At 67.2% G+C, this 16,019-nt stretch carries 15 protein-coding genes; 11 read left to right on the plus strand and 4 right to left on the minus strand.

What is annotated here, in order from left to right; genetic code table 11:
* Window positions 1-31 precede the first annotated feature (31 nt).
* Window positions 32-1,117: a redox-regulated ATPase YchF gene (ychF, locus tag ACTIL2_RS08400; RefSeq protein WP_442337006.1), complete on the minus strand. Its 1,086-nt coding sequence runs from the start codon at window positions 1,115-1,117 to the stop codon at window positions 32-34.
* A gap of 145 nt (window positions 1,118-1,262) precedes the next feature.
* Here ychF and ACTIL2_RS08405 point away from each other — a divergent pair, with 145 nt between their 5' ends.
* From ACTIL2_RS08405 to ACTIL2_RS08420, 4 genes are read left to right on the plus strand one after another with little or no spacing between them, the layout of a single operon-like run.
* Complete coding sequence (locus tag ACTIL2_RS08405; RefSeq protein ID WP_442337007.1) at window positions 1,263-2,918, plus strand: sodium-dependent transporter; 1,656 nt, start codon at window positions 1,263-1,265, stop codon at window positions 2,916-2,918.
* Window positions 2,915-3,091 (plus strand): methionine/alanine import NSS transporter subunit MetS, encoded by a 177-nt coding sequence (gene metS, locus ACTIL2_RS08410; protein WP_442337008.1) that lies wholly within the window; start codon window positions 2,915-2,917, stop codon window positions 3,089-3,091. The genes ACTIL2_RS08405 and metS overlap by 4 nt, the downstream gene beginning before the upstream one ends.
* A 23-nt stretch (window positions 3,092-3,114) precedes the next feature.
* Window positions 3,115-4,725, plus strand: a complete 1,611-nt coding sequence (locus ACTIL2_RS08415) for an AI-2E family transporter (protein ID WP_442337009.1) — start codon at window positions 3,115-3,117, stop codon at window positions 4,723-4,725.
* A 22-nt stretch (window positions 4,726-4,747) separates the two neighbouring features.
* A complete protein-coding gene (locus tag ACTIL2_RS08420; protein WP_442337010.1) occupies window positions 4,748-5,452 on the plus strand; it encodes a DUF6542 domain-containing protein in 705 nt (234 codons plus the stop codon).
* Window positions 5,453-5,457: 5 nt separating this feature from the next.
* Here the strand turns inward: ACTIL2_RS08420 and ACTIL2_RS08425 are convergent, their stop codons facing one another.
* Window positions 5,458-6,507, minus strand: coding sequence for a 4-hydroxy-3-methylbut-2-enyl diphosphate reductase (locus ACTIL2_RS08425; protein ID WP_442337011.1), 1,050 nt, complete (start codon window positions 6,505-6,507; stop codon window positions 5,458-5,460).
* 35 nt (window positions 6,508-6,542) lie between these two features.
* Here ACTIL2_RS08425 and xseA point away from each other — a divergent pair, with 35 nt between their 5' ends.
* Window positions 6,543-7,856, plus strand: a complete 1,314-nt coding sequence (gene xseA, locus ACTIL2_RS08430) for an exodeoxyribonuclease VII large subunit (protein WP_442337012.1) — start codon at window positions 6,543-6,545, stop codon at window positions 7,854-7,856.
* Entirely contained in the window at window positions 7,849-8,115 is a 267-nt protein-coding gene (locus ACTIL2_RS08435; protein WP_442337013.1) for an exodeoxyribonuclease VII small subunit, read from the plus strand. Before xseA ends, ACTIL2_RS08435 begins: the two co-directional genes overlap by 8 nt.
* Here the strand turns inward: ACTIL2_RS08435 and ACTIL2_RS08440 are convergent.
* Window positions 8,112-8,693 (minus strand): DUF4245 domain-containing protein, encoded by a 582-nt coding sequence (locus tag ACTIL2_RS08440; protein ID WP_442337014.1) that lies wholly within the window; start codon window positions 8,691-8,693, stop codon window positions 8,112-8,114. The genes ACTIL2_RS08435 and ACTIL2_RS08440 overlap by 4 nt on opposite strands.
* Before the next feature lie 238 nt (window positions 8,694-8,931).
* Between ACTIL2_RS08440 and glpX the strand changes: the two genes are divergently transcribed.
* The 3 genes from glpX (at window position 8,932) to ACTIL2_RS08455 (ending at window position 13,936) form a co-directional block, all read left to right on the plus strand.
* Window positions 8,932-9,888 (plus strand): class II fructose-bisphosphatase, encoded by a 957-nt coding sequence (glpX, locus tag ACTIL2_RS08445; RefSeq protein WP_442337043.1) that lies wholly within the window; start codon window positions 8,932-8,934, stop codon window positions 9,886-9,888.
* A 116-nt stretch (window positions 9,889-10,004) separates the two neighbouring features.
* Window positions 10,005-11,402, plus strand: coding sequence for a class II fumarate hydratase (locus tag ACTIL2_RS08450; RefSeq protein WP_442337015.1), 1,398 nt, complete (start codon window positions 10,005-10,007; stop codon window positions 11,400-11,402).
* A 17-nt stretch (window positions 11,403-11,419) separates the two neighbouring features.
* Window positions 11,420-13,936, plus strand: a complete 2,517-nt coding sequence (locus ACTIL2_RS08455; protein WP_442337016.1) for an excinuclease ABC subunit UvrA — start codon at window positions 11,420-11,422, stop codon at window positions 13,934-13,936.
* Window positions 13,937-13,945: 9 nt separating this feature from the next.
* On the opposite strand, the gene ACTIL2_RS08460 is transcribed toward ACTIL2_RS08455, so the two are convergent.
* Window positions 13,946-14,248, minus strand: coding sequence for a hypothetical protein (locus ACTIL2_RS08460; protein ID WP_442337017.1), 303 nt, complete (start codon window positions 14,246-14,248; stop codon window positions 13,946-13,948).
* Between the two features lie 74 nt (window positions 14,249-14,322).
* On the opposite strand from ACTIL2_RS08460, the gene ACTIL2_RS08465 reads away from it, so the two are divergent.
* Window positions 14,323-15,219, plus strand: a complete 897-nt coding sequence (locus ACTIL2_RS08465) for an RNase H family protein (protein WP_442337018.1) — start codon at window positions 14,323-14,325, stop codon at window positions 15,217-15,219.
* A gap of 71 nt (window positions 15,220-15,290) precedes the next feature.
* Window positions 15,291-16,001, plus strand: a complete 711-nt coding sequence (locus ACTIL2_RS08470; RefSeq protein ID WP_442337019.1) for a TetR/AcrR family transcriptional regulator — start codon at window positions 15,291-15,293, stop codon at window positions 15,999-16,001.
* Window positions 16,002-16,019 lie beyond the last annotated feature (18 nt).

Genomic DNA, 16,019 nt, shown 5'->3' on the forward strand with positions numbered 1-16,019 from the left:
TGGCGCTGGTGCTCACTCTTGCCCCCTGGCGCTACACGTTGAACTTGAACTCCACGACGTCGCCGTCCTTCATCACGTAATCCTTGCCCTCCTGGCGCACCTTGCCGTGGTTGCGGGCCTCGGCCATGGTGCCGAACTCGTCCAGGTCGGAGAAGCTCACGATCTCCGCCTTGATGAAACCACGCTCGAAGTCGGTGTGGATCACGCCGGCAGCCTGCGGGGCCGTGGCGCCCTGCGGAATCGTCCACGCCCGGGCCTCCTTCGGGCCCGCCGTCAGGTAGGTCTGCAGACCCAGCGTCGCGAAACCTGCCTTGGCCAGCGTCTGCAGACCCGGCTCGTCCTGCCCCACCGAGGCCAGGAGCTCCGCAGCCTCCTCATCGTCCAGCTCCAGGAGCTCAGCCTCGGTCTCCGCATCCAGGAAGACACAGTCAGCGGGCGCGACCAACGCACGCAGCTCGTCCTTGCGGGCGTCGTCCGTGAGCACAGCCTCGTCGGAGTTGAAGACGTAGAGGAACGGCTTCGCCGTCATCAGGTGCAGCTCGCGCACCGCAGCAAGGTCGATGTCCCCGGAGACCGATGCGGAGTACAGCGTTCGGCCGTCCTCGAGGATCTCCTGCGCCTTTTTCGCCACCGTCGCCTGGTCTGCCTTGTCGCGGTCCTTGCGCCCCTCCTTCTCCAGGCGGGGCACCGCCTTCTCCACCGTCTGCAGGTCAGCGAGGATCAGTTCCGTCTCGATCACCGAGATATCGGACGCGGGATCCACCCGGCCGTCAACGTGGATCACGTCGTCATCGTCGAAGGCACGCACCACCTGGCAGATCGCGTCCGCCTCACGGATGTTCGACAGGAAGGCGTTTCCCATCCCCTCACCCTCGGACGCACCCTTGACGATGCCTGCGATATCCACGAAGGACACCGTCGCCGGCAGGATCCGCTCCGAGGAGAAGATCTCCGACAGTCGGTCCAGGCGGGTATCGGGCAACTCCACCAGTCCGACATTCGGCTCGATCGTGGCGAACGGGTAGTTCGCCGCGAGGACGTCATTGCGGGTCAGGGCATTGAACAGAGTGGACTTGCCAACGTTGGGCAGGCCGACGATTCCGAGAGTAAGGGTCACGGCCACCATCCTAACGGGTCACCGGTTCACGGCCCCTCCTGCCCCTCCCCACCCCCGTCCCCCAGCTCTCTTCTCTGTGAGTTCCCTGGGAGTTAGTATGTATTAGTTTCCCTATTCCCACGACACCCCCCGGAGGTACATGCAGATGGCTGCAGACACTTCGCGCGGACCGGTCGCCGGAACCGACGGCAAGGACGACAAGGTCTCCCGCGACACATTCAAGTCGCGTGGTGTCTTCCTCTTCGCCGCCATCGGTTCCGCCGTCGGTCTCGGCAACATCTGGCGATTCCCCTACGTGGCCTACGAGTCCGGCGGCGGCGCCTTCCTCGTGCCCTACATGATCGCCCTGTGCACCGCAGGCATTCCCCTGCTGTGGATGTTCTTCGCGCTGGGCCACCGCTTCCGCGGCTCCGCCCCCCTCGTCTTCCGGCGCATCCACCCGCGCGCCGAGATCCTGGGCTGGTTCCAGACCGGCATTTCCTTCTTCATCGGCGTCTACTACGCGGCCATCATCGGCTGGGCACTGCTGTACACCTTCAAGTCCTTCAACAAGGGATGGGGTGACAGTCCCGGCGAACACTTCAACAACGAGTTCCTGCACGTGGACACCGGTTCGGTCTTCTCCGGCAGCTTCGTGTGGCCCATCCTGCTGGCCATGATCCTGGTGTGGATCATCGTCCTGACGACCCTCGTCTTCGACGTCAGCAAGGGCATCGGGCGGATGAACATGATCTTCATGCCCATGCTGCTCGTCCTGTTCCTGATCATCGTGGTCCGGGCCCTGTTCCTCGACGGTGCCGCCGAAGGCCTGGACGCCCTGTTCACCCCGGACTGGAGTGCACTGACCGACTCCACGGTGTGGGTCGCCGCCTACGGACAGATCTTCTTCTCGCTGTCCATCGGCTTCGGCATCATGATCACCTACTCCTCCTACCTGAAGCCGCGGTCCAACCTGACCAGCACCGGCCTCGTGACCGCCTTCGCCAACTCCTCCTTCGAGGTCCTCGCAGGCATCGGCGTCTTCGCCGCCCTGGGCTTCATGTCGGTCGCCGCCAACGTGCCGGTCGACGAGGTCGCCACGTCCGGCATCGGTCTAGCATTCGAGGCATTCCCCACGATCATCAACGAGATGCCCGCCGGTGAGTTCTTCGGCATCCTGTTCTTCTTCAGCCTCTTCATCGCCGGCATCACCTCCCTGCTGTCCATCGTGGAGGTTGTGGTGTCCGCGGTGAAGGACAAGATGGACTGGCCGCGCCGGTTCACCGTCCTGGTCCTCGGCATCCCGATGGCCGTGCTGTCGGTTCTGGCGTTCTCCGCCACCACCGGACTGGTCACGCTCGACATCATGGACAAGTTCACCAACAACGTCGGCATCGTGCTCGCCGCCCTGGTCGCCATCATCGTGATCGGCATCCTGACCATGCGTATCAATGAGCTGCAGCAGCACCTCAACGCGGTTTCCTCGTTCAAGGTCGGACCGACCTGGCGGACGTTCATCATGTACGTCACCGCCCTCATCCTCACCATGACCCTGGGCATCGAGGTGTCCAACCTGCTGGACGAGGGTTACGGCGGACACCAGGACAACCAGGTCTTCACCTGGGGCTGGCTGGTGATCATCGTGATCGCGGTCGCCGCCGTCATCCTCCACCTGTTCCCCTACCGCAGATCGTCCCTGGTACTCGACGGGGTCCCCGGATCCGACTTCGGTGTCCCCAGCGGAGGACGTGCCCCCGGCACCCCGAACCCGTTGGCGGCCAAGCAAGACACTGCAGACACCACTGAAGGAGCGAACCGATGAGCGGCGCAGCACTCACCATGATGATCCTGTTCATGGTCTTCCTGTGGGGAGGCCTGATCATCGCGGCGATCAACCTGAAGAACCACAACGATGAGGAGTCCGGTGACCTGGGGACCGGCCCCGGCACCGACGATGAATCACTGCTGGTTCGCGCCACCCGGTCAGAACACTGACTTTCCCCCGCGCGTAGTGCACAATGGGGCGGGTGAGCAATGATTCCAAGAACAGCAACGGTGAGTCGCAGGACGACTCCACCGACAGGGACCGGCCTGACCGTCCCGATCCGCGTGATGTTGTTGACGGCCGGGACTTCGCCGACATCCTGATGGGCTCGGGACGCATGGACCCCGAGTCCTCCCTCCCGCTGCCCGGCGAGGAGCCCACCGGACCATCCGAGCCCGCACCCGACGCGCTGCGGCTGGAGGACGATCCCGCCATGAAGGTTCCGGATGACCAGTCGTCCGTCCTGCAGTCGGACGAGCAGACCGGCCCCGGCGACGAGGTCCGCGACCGCTCGGAGGTCATCGGCACCTCCGCCCGGTGGGCCGCGGGCTGGAGCCTGCGCTTCCTCGTCATCGCCGCCGCCTTCTGGGTGTTCGGCATGGTTCTGGCTCAGTTGTGGGTGGGCATCCTTCCGGTCGTCCTGGCACTCATCATCTGCACCGTGCTGTGGCCGCTGGTTCGTCTTTTCCGGCGCTGGCGCATTCCGAACGCACTCTCCGTGCTCTTGACGATACTTTCGTTCGTCGCGGTAATCGCCGGGGTCATCGCAGTCATTGCCCCGCCTGTCCGCAAACAGATCCCGGAACTCATCGACAGCGGCACCGCAGGTGTCCAGACCGTCCTGGACTGGGTCGCCGGCCCTCCGCTGAACCTGCAGAGCGACCAGCTGGACAATATGCTCGACCAGGCGACGAGCTGGCTGGAGAACCAGACCGACCAGATCACCCAGACCGCGACCACCGCGGTCTCGGCGGTGACCTCCGGAGTGGTCACCATGTTCGTGATGCTGGTGCTGATCTTCTTCTTCCTCAAGGACGGCGAGCGGTTCCTCCCCATGGTCCGCCGCATCACCGGACGCCGGGTCGGCTGGCACCTCACCGAGGTACTGACCCGCTGCTGGAACACCCTCGGCGGTTTCATCCGCACCCAGGCCATCGTCAGCTTCATCGACGCCTTCTTCATCGGTCTGGGCCTCGTGATCCTGCAAGTGCCCCTGTGGGGCCCGCTGGCCGTGATCACCTTCTTCGGCGGGTTCATCCCGATCGTCGGTGCTTTCACCGCCGGAGCCCTCGCCGTGCTGGTTGCCCTGGTCGCCCACGGGTTCACCACCGCACTGATCGTCCTCGGTGTCGTCCTGGCAGTCCAGCAGCTGGAGGGCAACATCCTGCAGCCCGTGCTGCAGTCCAAGGCGATGAACATGCACGCCGCCGTCGTCCTGCTGTCCGTCACCGTCGGCGGAACCATCTACGGCATCATCGGAGCATTCCTCGCTGTCCCCGTCGCCGCAATGATCATCGAGGTACTGCGGTACATCGGCGACATGACCGACCTCGCCACCGGCGAGAAGCACTCCACCGACATCAAATTCGCCACCACCGCCGGACAGAGCACCGGCGAACAGCGCGAGGAGGCGGCGAAGCGCTGGCAGGACTGGCGACGCTCGCTGATCGAGGACGAGAGCGGCGAACCGAAGCCCTTCAGCCGTTTCCTGGCTCCGCTGCTCCCCGACGGCAAGGACGACAAGAACGACGCCAACGACAGCGAGGACGAGCCTGACAGTGACGCTACATCGAACCAGTCCTGATCATCCGGTAACATCATCGCCCGTGACTTCTGACTCCACCTCTCCAGCCGACCCGCCGCTCAACCGTCGCGGTCTCATCCCGGTCTGGGCGCCCCTGTTGGTCATGGTGGCGGTGTTCCTCACCGGGGTCGTCCTCGGCGAGGCCGGGACGTCCTACGCCGTCCTCTTCGCCGTCGCTGCGGTCATCTGCACGGCACTGGTCGAACTCCGGGGCCTGTTCCTGACCGTGGTCCTGCTGCCGTTCTACTGGTTCTTCGGTGTCACCGGTGTGGGAGTGATCGCCGATTCCGACGGCATGTCCGGCACGGATCGCAGGACCGCCCTGATCAGGGCCGCGTACCCGGCGATCGAGGCATTCCTGTGGCTCGCCGCCACTTTCGTCATCTGCCTGGTCATCGCCGTCGTGCGGTACCGGATAGACGTGGCTGTCCTCGAACGCCAGCGCCGCCGGGAACGTGCCCAGCGCCAGCGGATGACCGAGGCGGAGACGGAGAACCAGCGGTTGAACTCCCGGGTCCGGGGTGCCGGCGGCAGCGGCGCAGCCGCCGCGTCCCGCACCGCGCGCCCCGGACAGACGGAGCCCGCTGCCGAGCCGGACTCCCCCTCGGACCGGCCCCGCTCCGAGCCCCCCAGGACCCGCACGGCGGCGGAACTCCGTGAGGCCAGTGAGCGTCGCCGCCGATCACGCGGTCAAGGCGACCCGGACAGTCCCCTCGACCTCGACTAGGTTCCTCAGCTCGCGGTGCGGTCGGGGTTGCGCGGCGGGCGCAGCTCGCGGGGCAGGGAGAAGATGATGTCCTCCGTCGCCGTGGTGACCTCCTCGATCCCCCGGAAACCATGCTCCGCCAGCAGTTCCAGGACCCCGCGCACCAGCAGCTCCGGAACGGACGCGCCCGAGGTCACGCCCACGGAATCGACACCCTCGAGCCAGGCCGGATCGACCTGCTCAGCGTAGTCGACCAGGTGGGACTCCTCCGCGCCGTGCTGCAGTGCGACCTCCACGAGCCGCTTCGAGTTCGAGGAGTTCTCCGAGCCGACCACGATCATCAGGTCGACCTCCGGTGCGATCGCCTTGACCGCCACCTGCCGGTTCTGGGTGGCGTAGCAGATGTCGTCGCTGGGAGGGGTCTCCATCTGCGGGAATTTCTCCTGCAGGAGTTTCACGGTACGCATCGTCTCGTCGACGCTCAGCGTGGTCTGGGACAGCCAGATCAGCTTCGTCCCCTCCGGAAAGCTCAGGGCGTCCACGTCCTCCTTGCCGTCGACCAGGTGGACCACGTCCGGCGCCTCCCCTGCGGTCCCCTCGACCTCCTCATGACCGTGGTGGCCGATGAGGATGATCTGGTAACCCTGCTTCGCGAAGCGCTTGACCTCGTTGTGGACCTTGGTGACCAGCGGACAGGTGGCGTCGAAGGTCTGCAGGCTGAGCTGCTTCGCCTCCCGGTGGACGGTCGGGGCCACCCCGTGGGCGGAGAAGACCACGTTGGACCCCTCCGGCACCTCGGTGGTCCGGTCGACGAAGATCACACCCCGGTCCTCGAAGGTCTTGACGACGTGCTTGTTGTGCACGATCTCCTTGCGCACGTACAGCGGTGCGCCATGCTTCTCCAGGGCCTTCTCGACGGTCTCCACCGCCCGGTCGACGCCCGCGCAGTAGCCGCGCGGGGCCGCCAGAAGGACGCGCTTCGCTGGGCCCGTGGTGCGGGCCCGTTCATCGTCACTGTTCACGGGGTCGGTGGTGGCGATTGTGGGAAAGTTATCCACAGCCGAAGCCTCAGTCATGCCCACCATGCTAACCGACCTCTACAATCAGAGCCATGTCAGACGCTCCCGCGCAAGGATCCGGACGAGGATCGCCACCGCCTCCCACAACGTCGGACTCGCCGTGGTCCGTCCACGTCGTCAACGACAAGGTGAAGGGGTGGATCGAGAAGCTCGGCCACCTGTGGGTCGAGGGCCAGATCACCCAGGTCAACATGAAACCGACCTGGAAACTCTCCTACATCACCCTGCGGGACGTCGACGTCGAGCAGTCGATTCCGCTGACCTGCTCGACGAAGCTGCTGCAGTCGCTGCCCACGCCGCTGCAGAACGGCGACCGTGTGGTGGTCTACGGCAAGCCCGCCTACTACGCCGGACGCGGCTCCTTCTCCCTGTGGGTGTCCCGGATCCAGCACGTGGGTGTCGGTGAACTGCTGGCCCGCATGGAGCAGCTCAAGCGGGCCATGGCGGCCGAGGGGCTGTTCGATCCCCGGTTGAAACGTCCGCTGCCGTTCCTGCCCCGCGGCGTGGGGCTGATCACCGGCCGCGGGTCCGCCGCCGAGCGCGACGTCCTCGCCGTCGCCCATGACCGGTGGGCGGACGTCCGGGTCGAGGTGATCAACACCGCGGTGCAGGGGCCGCAGACCGTGGGTCAGGTCACCGAGGCACTGGACCGGCTGGAGGCCGACCCCGCGGTGGACGTGATCATCGTCGCCCGCGGCGGTGGCTCGGTCGAGGACCTGCTGCCGTTCTCCGAGGAGGCGCTGGTCCGCCACGTCAGCAGGATGACCACCCCGGTTGTCAGCGCGATCGGGCACGAGCCGGACAACCCGATCCTGGACAATGTCGCGGACCTCCGTGCCGCAACCCCCACCGACGCAGCGAAGCGCGTGGTCCCGGATGTCACCGCCGAGCTGGCCCTGGTGGGCGAGTTGAGGGGACGGGCCGCCAGCGCACTGCGCTCCTGGGTGGCCAATGAACAGCGGGGGCTGGGCACGCTGCGTTCGCGTCCCGTGCTCGCCGACCCGCTGCTGCCGATCACGCGGCAGCGTGACCTGGTCACCGAGGCGCGCTCACGGAACGACCGCGCACTCGGGGTGGCGATCCGGGACATGCGCTCCCAGATCTCCTCACTGAAGGCCCAGGTCAATGCCCTGGGGCCGTCGCAGACCCTGAAGCGCGGGTACTCGGTGGTCCAGGTTGTGCCCCGGGACCACACCCCACCCCAGGTGGTGACCACGGTGGACGACGTCCAGCCCGGCTCCCAGTTGCGGATCAGGGTGCTGGACGGGTCCGTCACCGCCGCGGCGATGGACGTGCAGCGTGCAGATACATACAACAACGGAGAGGACCACGGCACCGATGAGTGACCAGAACACCGAGCAGAAGTTCCGTCCCCTGGACGAGCTGTCGTACGAGCAGGCCCGGGACGAGCTGATCGAGGTCGTCAAGATCCTCGAGCTGGGCCAGATGAGCCTGGACGAGTCCCTCCTCTACTGGGAGCGTGGCGAGGAACTCGCCGCCTACTGCGAGCGCTACCTCAACGGTGCGGCCGAACGCGTGGAGAACGCACTGGCGCAGCGGGAGGGCGGCGACGATGCCGGGGAGGAGACCCCGGAGGAGGATTAGGCTGCGGGGTCGATCGGTGCGGTGGTGACGACCTCGTCCGCCAGGGTCTCGTAGATCTCCTGGGTGGCGGTGCCCTCCAGCAGCAGGGTCACGTCCCCGAGATCGGCGGCCCACACCGAGCGGGCGTCGTCGCCGGTGAAGATGTGCCAGGTCACCGCGCCGTCCGCCGAATCACTGCTGTGGGTGTCGGTCTCCTCTCGGATGTCCTCGTCGACATCGTCCACGGCGGTTTCCGGGTCAACGCCCGTCTGGGTCAGGGAGATGAAGTAGCGCTCGTCGACGACCCAGCCGGCGACCGAGGACGGCTCCTGATCGACGCTGATGCGCCGTCCCGAGTTCGCCTCCCAGTCCGAGGGCACATCCGGGTTGCGGAGCGGGAAGTTGAGGCTGCGTGCCTCGGCGTCCAGGATGGTGTCGATATCGACCTCCTGCACCGGGCCGGACTTGTCCGCGGGACCGGGGTCCCAGCTGCACAGCCCGGTGAAGCCGACGGAGAAGAGCATGACCGCACCCAGCACCCCCAGGGATATCAGCAGGTCCCGGGTGGAGGTGAACATGCGCGGTTTCTCGAGTTTCACGAGCTTGATTATTGCAGATGACCACCCCGAAACCCCTAACCGAGGGGCACCGGGTGCACGTCGGCCCACGGCCGGAGGGGAACTCATGGAACAATAGGGACGAACGACCCCGTTAGCACCCGAGCCCCACATCAGAAGAAAGCTGGTTGCCATGACCACCGGAACCGCCCCCGGCCACCCCACCGACCCGACCCCTCCCACGGCCGTCCCGAGCTCCTCACCGGACCGGAACCTGGCCATGGAACTGGTCAGGGTCACCGAATCCGCGGCACTCGCCTCCGGCAAGTGGGTGGGCCGTGGCCGGAAGAACGAGGGCGACGGTGCCGCGGTGGACGCCATGCGCCGGATGATCAACACCGTCCAGATGGACGGCGTCGTCGTCATCGGCGAGGGTGAGAAGGACGAGGCCCCGATGCTGTTCAACGGCGAGAGCGTCGGCACCGGTGAGGGCCCCGCCGTGGACATCGCGGTCGACCCGGTCGACGGCACGACCCTGATGGCCGAGGGCCGACCGAACGCCATCTCGGTGCTGGCCGCCGCGGAGCGCGGTTCGATGTACGACCCCTCCTCCGTGTTCTACATGCACAAGATCGCCGTCGGGCCGGAGGCTGCGGGAGCCATCGACATCCAGGCCCCGGCCGCGCACAACATCAATGCCGTGGCCAAGGCCAAGGGCATCCACCCCTCCGACGTCACTGTCGTGGTGCTGGACCGCCCCCGCCACATCGACCTGATCGCCGAGATCCGCTCCGCCGGTGCCAAGGTCCGCCTCATCGGTGACGGCGACGTGGCCGGTGCGGTCGCCGCCGCGAACGACGAGCACGCCGTCGACCTGATGATGGGCACCGGCGGCACCCCCGAGGGTGTCATCACCGCCTGCGCCATGAAGTGCATGGGCGGCGAGATCCAGGGCGTCCTCGCCCCGAAGGACGACGCGGAGCGACAGAAGGCCATCGGCGCAGGCCTGGACCTCGACACCGTCCTGGGGACCAATGACCTGGTGTCCTCCGACAACTGCTACTTCGTGGCCACCGGCGTGACCAACGGCGACATGCTCCGCGGCGTGAGCTACCGCGCCGGTGGCGCCACCACCCGTTCCCTGGTCATGCGCTCGCGTTCCGGCACGATCCGCAATATCGAGGCGACCCACCAGATCCAGAAACTCAAGGAGTACGAGGTCCAGGACTACATCTAGCCTGCTACTGGTCCGCTAACCCCCGCACCACACCCGCACTGTCCGCTTCGACGGACGGTGCGGGTACCCTTATATGCCAGACGTCACATTCACCAGGAAGGACAACACAGGTCATTATGAGCGAGCAGGAATTCCGTATCGAGCACGACACCATGGGCGAGGTCCAGGTCCCGGTCAACGCCTTGTGGCGTGCCCAGACCCAGCGCGCCGTGGACAACTTCCCGATCTCCGGCCGCCCGCTGGAAGCCGCACAGATCCGCGCGATGGGGCTGCTGAAGGCAGCCTGCGCCCAGGTCAACAAGGACTCCGGTGCCCTCGACGCCACCAAGGCGGACGCCATCATCGCCGCAGGCAAGGCCATCGCCGACGGCACCTACAACGACGAGTTCCCGATCGACGTCTTCCAGACCGGCTCCGGCACCTCGTCGAACATGAACACCAACGAGGTCATCGCCTCGCTGGCCGGCCAGAACGGGGTGGAGATCCACCCGAACGACGACGTCAACATGGGCCAGTCGTCCAATGACACCTTCCCCACCGCCACCCACGTCGCCGCCACCGAAGCCGCCGTCACCGACCTGGTTCCGGCCCTGAAGGTGCTGCACACCTCCCTCGCCGCCAAGGCATCCGAGTGGAAGTCCCAGGTCAAGTCCGGCCGCACCCACCTGATGGATGCTGTGCCGGTCACCCTCGGCCAGGAGTTCGGCGGCTACGCGCGCCAGATCGAGCTGGGCATCGACCGCGTCGAGGCCACCCTCCCCCGCCTGGGTGAGCTGGCCATCGGCGGCACCGCCACCGGCACCGGCCTGAACACCTCCGCCGATTTCGGCGCCAAGGTCACCGAGGAACTCAAGAAGCTCACTGGTGTCGCGGAGCTGAAGGAGGCGGAGAACCACTTCGAGGCCCAGGCCGCCCGTGACGCCCTGGTCGAGTTCTCCGGCGCGATGCGCACCATCGCCGTCTCCCTGAACAAGATCGCCAACGACATCCGCATGATGGGCTCCGGCCCGCTGACCGGTTTCGCCGAGATCCACCTGCCCGACCTGCAGCCGGGCTCCTCGATCATGCCGGGCAAGGTCAACCCCGTGCTGTGCGAGACCGCGACCCAGGTCGCCGCCCAGGTCATCGGCAACGACGCCGCCATCGCCTTCGGCGGCGCCCAGGGCAACTTCGAGCTCAACGTGTTCATCCCGATGATGGCCCGCAACGTGCTCGAGTCCGCCAAGCTGCTGGCGAACACCTCCCAGGTGTTCGCGGAGCGACTGGTCGACGGCATCGAGCCCGCCGTGGACCGCATGCGCACCCTGGCCGAGTCCTCCCCCTCGATCGTCACCCCGCTGAACTCCGCGATCGGCTACGAGGCCGCCGCGAAGGTCGCGAAGACCGCACTGGCAGAGGGTAAGACCATCCGTCAGACCGTGATCGACCTCGGATTCGTGCCGGACACCCTCTCCGAGGAGGAGCTGGACAAGCGCCTCGACGTGCTGGCCATGGCCAACACCGACCGGGACTAGCTCCTACCCTGGGGACCATGAGCGATCTCCCCGACCACGTCTCCGTCCGCGGGGCCCGCGTCAACAACCTGCGCGACGTTGACGTGGACATCCCCCTCAACACCCTGGTCGGCATCGCCGGGGTCTCCGGCTCCGGCAAGTCCTCCCTGGCCCTCGGCGTCCTGTACGCCGAGGGCTCCCGCCGTTACATCGAAGCACTGTCGACCTACACCCGCCGTCGGATGTCGCAGTCCACGCGGGCGGACGTCGACTCGGTCGAGCACGTCCCCGCCGCCCTCGCCCTGCGGCAGCGTCCCGGCGTCCCCGGCGTCCGCTCCACCTTCGGCACCTCCACCGAACTGCTCAACGTCATCCGGCTGATGTTCTCCCGGCTGGCATCCCACCTCTGCCCCAACGGCCATCGTGTACCGCCGACGATCGCCGTCGCGGCGGAACGCCCGTTCCACTGCCCGACCTGTGGCGAGGCGGTCGAGCCGCCCGGTGCCGAGGACCTCGCCTTCAACTCCGGTGGGGCGTGCCCGCGCTGTGAGGGGACCGGGGAGATCCGCACCGTCAACGACGCCTCCCTGGTCCCGGACCAGGGAAAGACCCTCGACGGCGGCGCGGTGGTGCCGTGGAACATGTTCGGTTTCAATGTGCAGCCGGACATCGTCCGCGAGTTCGGTGTGCGCACCGACGTCCCCTGGCGCGAGCTGACCGCCGGGGAGAGGGACATTGTCCTCGACGGCCCCGAGGAGAAGAAGCACATCACCGTGACCTCGGTGAAAGGTGTCCACGACCTCGACTTCACCTTCCGCAACGCCCGGTTGACCGTCACCCGGGAGCTGGAGCGGGCGGACACCGAGAAGCGCCTGGACCGGGTCAGCCGGTTCCTCAGCACGGGCACGTGCCCGGACTGCGGTGGGACCCGGCTCAGCGAGGCCGCGCGGGCACCGCGGATCACCAGCCGGGATACGCAGCAGAACCTGGCCGAGGTCACTGCCCTCCCGCTCGGGGATGTCCTCACCTGGGCGGACGGTGTGGAGGATGCCGCCGACATGGACATGGCCCAGATGGCCCACGGCCTGGTCGACACGCTGCGCGGCATGGCGCACCGGCTCACGGAACTGGGTCTGGGCTACCTCTCACTCGACCGTGCGGGATCAACGCTGTCCACCGGGGAACGCCAGCGTGTGCAACTGGCCCGGGCGGTGCGCAACCGCACCACCGGCGTGCTCTACGTCCTCGACGAACCGTCGATCGGCCTGCACCCGGCGAATGTCGAGGGGCTGCTGGGCGTGATGGACGATCTGCTCGCCGACGGGAACTCGGTGGTCTTCGTCGACCATGACGTCCAGGTCCTGGGCCGCGCCGGCCACCTCGTGGAGATCGGCCCGGGATCCGGACGCCAGGGCGGGACCGTCGTCGCGTCCGGCACCGCCGACGACCTCGCGGCGTCCGGCCGTTCCCGCCTGGCGGGCTTCCTCACCGGCGACGAGGACGTCGTGATCCGCGACCGTGCCGCACCGGATGCGGTCTTCGCAGACGGGACGATCCACCTGGAGACGGAACAGGTCCACACCGTGCACCCTCTCACCGTCGACATCCCGGTCGGTCGGCTCAGCGCAGTCACCGGAATGTCCGGGTCGGGCAAGACGACGATGATCCTGGACTCCCTCGTCCCGGCGCTTCAGGTCGGCAGCGCCGGCGGCGGAGAGAACCTCCCCGACCACGTCACCACCGTCGACGCCCCGGAGAACACCACCGTTCACGTCGTCGACGCCACCCCGATCGGCATCAACGTCCGGTCCACCGTGGCAACCTACTCCGGTGTGATGGACGACCTGCGCAAGGCCTACGCACGCCTCCCCGGGGCCGTGGAGGACGGGGTCACCGCGTCCGACTTCTCATACAACACCGGATCGCGCGCCACCTCCCTGGCCTGCCCCCGGTGCGAGGGCACCGGGCAGGTCTCCCTCGACGTCCAGTTCCTCCCCGACATCGACATCCCGTGCCCCGACTGCGACGGGTCACGGTACGCACCGGCCGCCGACCGGTACCGCCGGAACGGTGTGAGCCTCCCGGAGCTGCTTGCGATGACCGTCGCCGAAGCGCTGGAGGCGGTGTCCGGTTTGCCGAAGGTCCACCGGAGGCTCTCGGTCTTCGACGAACTCGGCCTGGGCTACCTGACCCTCGGGGAAGCGACCCCGGCCCTGTCCGGCGGTGAGGCGCAGCGCCTGAAACTGGTAAATGAACTGCACCGCGACCAGGCGGACAGCGTCTTCGTCCTCGACGAGCCCAGCGTGGGACTGCACCCGCTGGACGTCCGCGCCCTGCTGGACGTCCTCCAGAGGTTGTGCGACCGTGGTGCGAGCGTGATCGTCATCGAGCACGACCTCGACATGGTCGCCAACGCCGACCACGTCATTGACATGGGGCCTGGAGGCGGGGCCGACGGAGGACGGATCGTGTCCACGGGTGCGCCGGACGACCTCGCCGCAGACCCGGCGTCGGTCACGGGGCGCTACCTCGCCCGACACCTGGGTACACCCTGATGCTCTCCCCTACTGCTGCACCAGCACCAGCACGAGCGCCCCAGTGAACGCTGCATTGATCCCTGCGGACAGGCCCGCCCGGCGCCGCGCCGAGGCGTCGTCCGCCACCCGGAAACTGGAGATGAGGACCACTACCGCGGCAAGCTCGGCCGCCAGCGCGATCACCGCCAGGAACCACCAGAGCGCCCCGCCACCGTCCACGCCCACCTCAGCTGCGAGTGACCCCATCGCCCAGAGGACAACCACCGCGCCCAGGGACGCGACCGCCCCGGGAATGGACAGGGAGATGGCGGCCACCTGCACTGGGGACACGGTTTCCTCCTTCCGTCCCTTCCATCGGTCGTGCCCGCGCAGGCGTTAGACCACCCACCTGTACGGTGATTCCCATGACGATCACCGCAGCCGCTGACGGATCAGCTCTCGGCAATCCCGGCCCGGCCGGCTGGGCCTGGTACATCGACGAGGACACCTGGCGGGCCGGGGGCTGGCCCCACGGGACGAACAACATGGGCGAGCTCAAGGCCGTTCTCGACCTGCTCGAGGCCACGGCCGCCGACCCCGCCTCGGCCGGCCAGCAGCTGCACATCCTCTGCGACTCCCAGTACGTGATCAACTCGGTGACGAAGTGGATGCCCGGGTGGAAGAGGAAGGGCTGGAAGAAGCGGGACGGCAAACCGGTGCAGAACGTTGACCTGATGAAGGCCATCGACGGGGCCATGGCCGGGCGGGACGTGACCTTCGAATGGGTGAAGGGCCATGCCGGGCACCCGATGAACGAAGCCGCGGACACCCGTGCCAACGGGGCGGCGACCGCGTTCTCCAGGGGGAAGGCGCCGGACGCCGGCCCCGGGCTCAGCGGCCACGCACCCAGTGCACCGGACGCGACGGACTCACCGGACACAACGGACACAACGGACACACCGCGAACAGTGGACACGTCGGCCTCCGCGGGGTCGGCCGCCGACCGGGAGATCGCCCTCTACACCGACGACGTCCGCGGCGACCCCGCGATGGCCGCAGGACTGCTCCATCCCGGCCTCACCGTGGTCGACGCCACGGGCACACGTCTGGACCACGATGGGTTCCTCGCATCGCTGAAGCCCCTCCGTGGGTTCAACCGGCTCGATCTGTCCGACATCGTGTCCGAGGAATTGTCGCCGGGGGTTGAACTGGTCACGTCGACCGCGACCGGCCCGTACGGGACCACGTACCGGGTCTCGGTGTGGGTGGAGCGGGACGGGGTTCCCGTCCTGCGCCATCACCAGCAGACCCCGGTGACCTAGCACCACCCCCGGATTGGGGTTAACGATATTTTGCATTGCGTGCAAGTTTTCACTCGGTGTAGAACGGTCCGGTGACTGAGACACGGAACGAACCCCAGAACGACCCGGTGCCGGACGCCGGCGAGTGCGGACTGCGCGAACGCAAGCGACGCGAAACCAATCTCCGGCTCGAGGACTGCGCCACCGAGCTCATCCTCGAGCGCGGGTTCGACCAGGTCACCATCGACGAAATCTGTGAGAAAGCGGACGTCAGCCGGCGGTCCTTCTTCAACTACTTCGACTCCAAGGACCAGGTCGCCGCCGGCCGCGGCGTCCCGCCCATCCCGCCCGACATCCTCGAGACCTTCGCGACGACGGACTCCGGCAACATCGTCCGGGATGTGCTGCGCTACATCGGCACCACCCTCGACAACGACCCGGAATCGTCGCTGCGGCTCTCCCCCGACCGCACGGTGAGCCTCAGGGTCCGGGCACGCAGACGCCAGATCGTCCAGGAGACGCCAATACTCGCGGCGGCCAACATGCGCCGCTTCGACACCCTGGCCGGGGAGATCCTCACCGCCATCACCGAGCACCTCGGCCGGTTCCCGGACCGGCGCCACCGTCCGGAACTGTCTGCGGAGCAGGAGGCACTGCTGCTGACCTCCATCATCCGTGAGGCACTGGCCGTCGGAGGGATCCTGCACCGCGAACAGCCCGAGATGAGCAAGCTGGACATATTCACCAGGACCGGACAACAACTGACCAGCCTCGCCGCCGCGTACAGCGACGGATGGAACTGACACGCACGACATCACGAG

Origin of the sequence: Corynebacterium sp., from assembly GCF_052107835.1 — a bacterium.
Classification (GTDB): Bacteria; Actinomycetota; Actinomycetes; order Mycobacteriales; family Mycobacteriaceae; genus Corynebacterium.

Excerpts from the sequence above, each read along its gene's own strand:
- ACTIL2_RS08455 (WP_442337016.1), top strand. The coding sequence starts at position 11,420 with ATGAGCGATCTCCCCGACCACGTCTCCGTCCGCGGGGCCCGCGTCAAC.
- ACTIL2_RS08435 (WP_442337013.1), top strand. The coding sequence starts at position 7,849 with ATGAGTGACCAGAACACCGAGCAGAAGTTCCGTCCCCTGGACGAGCTG.
- ACTIL2_RS08425 (WP_442337011.1), bottom strand. The coding sequence starts at position 6,507 with ATGACTGAGGCTTCGGCTGTGGATAACTTTCCCACAATCGCCACCACC.
- metS (WP_442337008.1), top strand. The coding sequence starts at position 2,915 with ATGAGCGGCGCAGCACTCACCATGATGATCCTGTTCATGGTCTTCCTG.
- ACTIL2_RS08465 (WP_442337018.1), top strand. The coding sequence starts at position 14,323 with ATGACGATCACCGCAGCCGCTGACGGATCAGCTCTCGGCAATCCCGGC.
- ACTIL2_RS08405 (WP_442337007.1), top strand. The coding sequence starts at position 1,263 with ATGGCTGCAGACACTTCGCGCGGACCGGTCGCCGGAACCGACGGCAAG.
- glpX (WP_442337043.1), top strand. The coding sequence starts at position 8,932 with ATGGAACTGGTCAGGGTCACCGAATCCGCGGCACTCGCCTCCGGCAAG.
- ACTIL2_RS08415 (WP_442337009.1), top strand. The coding sequence starts at position 3,115 with ATGGGGCGGGTGAGCAATGATTCCAAGAACAGCAACGGTGAGTCGCAG.
- ACTIL2_RS08450 (WP_442337015.1), top strand. The coding sequence starts at position 10,005 with ATGAGCGAGCAGGAATTCCGTATCGAGCACGACACCATGGGCGAGGTC.
- xseA (WP_442337012.1), top strand. The coding sequence starts at position 6,543 with ATGTCAGACGCTCCCGCGCAAGGATCCGGACGAGGATCGCCACCGCCT.